Here is a 2,388-nt window from a genome sequence, read left to right as displayed (position 1 = left end):
ATATTTCTGGAGTTACGCCACACAGCCGTTTGAACTCTGTTGGCTTTAAATTTTCAACTTGTTTATAGCTCATGATCGATCGATTCAATTTGGATCTATTGTATATCTCTCGATCGGACTTTTGCAGGAGGTCTAATGAATACAACCATCAAAAATAAATCCCTGTCGCTGCCATGCCGTACACAGCCCACCTGGTCGATCGTGCATCTCAAATATCTGAGTCTGATAACCATTCATCTGGGCATAGCAACCTGCCGCCAGCCCAGCAATGATAATAGTGTCACTGCATTTACGCTTCATGAGAGATTTCATCCGAAAGATTACGAAAAAGTGTCAACGTAAACCAGATTGCATACAGTGTCAGAATCGCAAAGGAAGCCACGAATCCAATAAACTGTGGAATGTCGATGAAGCCTGCTATCATTTGGATCGTGCCAGCAGTCAGCAGATTGGTTCCGAGCATCACTCGCCATTAGCGTCGTATCATAGCGATATAAGCCTCTTCCAGCGATCGAGACAGTATCTCCTCGGAGTGTAGTAAAAGAAACCGAATTGCCCTCATCTTGCCAAAACAAGCCGATACTGGTAGAGACTAATGCCAGTATGATAATTAGGGCTGTTAACCAGGTAACTAGATTAGAAATTTTCACGATCGAAAGCTATCGAAGGCAAGACAATAGGCAATGAATCTTCAATCCAATCTCAATTCGGGTTCTGCTTGATATTAGATGAGCACTTGTTCTACCGATCGACGCAGAGACTGTGGCATCGATTTTCCATAGCCAAAGCGAATCAATAATTGTGGGAGAGCATTACCCAAGCCGATCGCGCTTTGAAATTGCCCGCGCAGAGCGGCTACTTCGATCGGTTGATTTAGAAATGCTGACTTGATTTCCACCGCCGCCATTTGCAATGCCAGCCGCTCGTAAACCTGTCCAATTCGCACCCAAACAGTCTTATTGTCAGACTCGGCAGCAATTACAACGACACCAGCGGAACTGCGAAGTTTTTTGGCATCTGCATCGGCTTGCTGTTGCGGCTTGGTGCCGCCTACCACCATTTTCCCCAACCAGCGCGGTACTTGCGGATTGCCCGAACAGGGTGAATATAAGCCATCGAGGGTGGCTAAAGCTTCTTTTTGATTGAACCGAATCCAAGTAGTCAATTCATTGACAAACGCTCGACCGCCTTGGTGGCGCGCTTCGCGTTCGGCAAACTGGCTCTGATTGCCTCGATCGACATATTCCACCACTGTATTTAATTCCTGGGGATTAAGGATAAAGCGCACCACTACGCCTGGTTCCAATGGGACAAACTGCACTTGCTTCAAAGCATCACTCTTGATGGTTTGACCGTCATAGGCGGAGCGGGTATTGTGGCGCAAGGGGATTGCGGCTAGTAATGGGCTGGTTTGGGCGGTATCTGGTGTTAACCGAACATGAATAAAATCTGCCGGATCTGGATAGGTAACTTCTGGGGCATATCCAGATGCACGAGCGGCTACTAGCAAGTTTTCCAGCGCACAGCCCAAACTTATCCAAAGTTCTCGATCTCGAGGATCGACAATTGGCAACCGACGGGTATAATCGGGGTGAATTTCAATGGTGTTTTCTTTAATTGCAAACAGCCACGGCTGGGTGTTGTGACCACTCGCAGCTAGCGTAGCAGAATGGACGAGTTCGCGCAGTTGTGCTGACATAACTGACTCCTGTTTTAGAGATTTCCAAGTATTTTGGGCTTGTCGGTCGTAATTGAGCCACGGTTGATACTCGTACAAAATATATCCACCTGATAATGTGATGCCCGCCGCCAGACGTTGCAGAACTTGACGGCGATTTACAATCAGATGCGGCTGTCTTTTCGGCATGAATTGACTCCTCGAAATTTACGATCTCGTTATTCTCTCTAAATTTACTTTGTGTAACTATCTAGAGTCTAGATCGATAAGTTGAAGAACTTGTGAGGAGTAATTAATTTTTGACTACTCCTCACAAGGTCTATCGAGGGAGCATCCCACTTTTTATTTGCTCCAAGGAGATAAACCTTATGCACTAGTACGGGGATTGAGAAATTTGACAAAAATAGTAGCAATATTGAGATAATGAGGTCAAGTAAATTAAGGTAGTGTAATGAGTCCAGAAGAGCAAAAAGAACTCGATAGAGATATCAAAAAGTGCTCAGCAGAGGTTAATTCACCGACAAAAATTTGAATACCTCAAGCAGAGACACCAGTGGCAGAATTGAGTGTAGATGGAGGAAATATTCGAGTTAGAACCCCAAAGGGAGAGGTGTGTAGCTGGAAAGGATACAAAGCAACAGTACTGCATGAACAGCAAAAAATCGCATCATCATTTCAAGAAAATGAGGTGATTGTTAATTGGGTAAATA

Annotated in this window: 2 protein-coding genes and 2 pseudogenes; 1 reads left to right on the top strand and 3 read right to left on the bottom strand. The window is 45.1% G+C overall.

Annotated features, from left to right (window positions below; genetic code table 11):
• Positions 1-138 precede the first annotated feature (138 nt).
• The 3 genes and pseudogenes from ACEW9J_RS13170 to ACEW9J_RS13160 form a co-directional block, all read right to left on the bottom strand.
• A pseudogene (locus ACEW9J_RS13170) lies at positions 139-300 on the bottom strand (NAD(P)-binding protein); the annotation flags it as partial.
• Between the two features lie 20 nt (positions 301-320).
• Positions 321-650, bottom strand: coding sequence for a hypothetical protein (locus tag ACEW9J_RS13165; RefSeq protein ID WP_373545574.1), 330 nt, complete (start codon positions 648-650; stop codon positions 321-323).
• A 74-nt stretch (positions 651-724) separates the two neighbouring features.
• On the bottom strand, positions 725-1,867 hold the full coding sequence (locus tag ACEW9J_RS13160) for a Tat pathway signal protein (RefSeq protein ID WP_373545573.1): 1,143 nt from the start codon (positions 1,865-1,867) through the stop codon (positions 725-727).
• A 290-nt stretch (positions 1,868-2,157) separates the two neighbouring features.
• Between ACEW9J_RS13160 and ACEW9J_RS13155 the strand changes: the two are divergent.
• A pseudogene (locus tag ACEW9J_RS13155) lies at positions 2,158-2,388 on the top strand (ISKra4 family transposase); the annotation flags it as partial.

The organism is Chamaesiphon sp. (genome assembly GCF_041737865.1).
GTDB lineage: Bacteria > Cyanobacteriota > Cyanobacteriia > Cyanobacteriales > Chamaesiphonaceae > Chamaesiphon.
The sequence above is the reverse complement of the archived record's forward strand: the minus strand, read 5'-3'. Positions and strand labels throughout refer to the sequence as shown.